This is a genomic window from Bacillus sp. SIMBA_005 (assembly GCF_046535585.1).
Lineage (GTDB): Bacteria > Bacillota > Bacilli > Bacillales > Bacillaceae > Bacillus > Bacillus pumilus.
Window position 1 is genome coordinate 1 of record NZ_JAWRWI010001062.1, and the last position, 241, is coordinate 241.

At 44.8% G+C, this 241-nt stretch carries 1 protein-coding gene; it reads right to left on the minus strand.

All coding sequences use genetic code 11. The features are described 5' to 3' along the window. On the minus strand, positions 1-86 hold an 86-nt coding region (locus SB660_RS23370), incomplete at its 3' end, for a hypothetical protein (RefSeq protein WP_410584954.1). Positions 87-241: the final 155 nt, after the last annotated feature.

Consider the following 241-nt stretch of genomic DNA (forward strand, 5'->3'; position numbering starts at 1 on the left):
GCTGATATTTTAAACGGGTTGTCCCCTTTCAGTTCCATATAGACCGCAATCGTTTCAAGCAGCCTGATGATATCTTTTTTATGCATACTGTTAACCCCCAGTCGTTTCCTGCTTTTCATCATACAAATTTTTCTCTTCCGGCACAACTGACGCAGAGCTTGAAAAAAACTTCTCCGGTCAAGAGAAGTTTTTTATGCCCCGTACTGGGCCCACAGTTCTTGCAGGAGCCCCGACAGATACG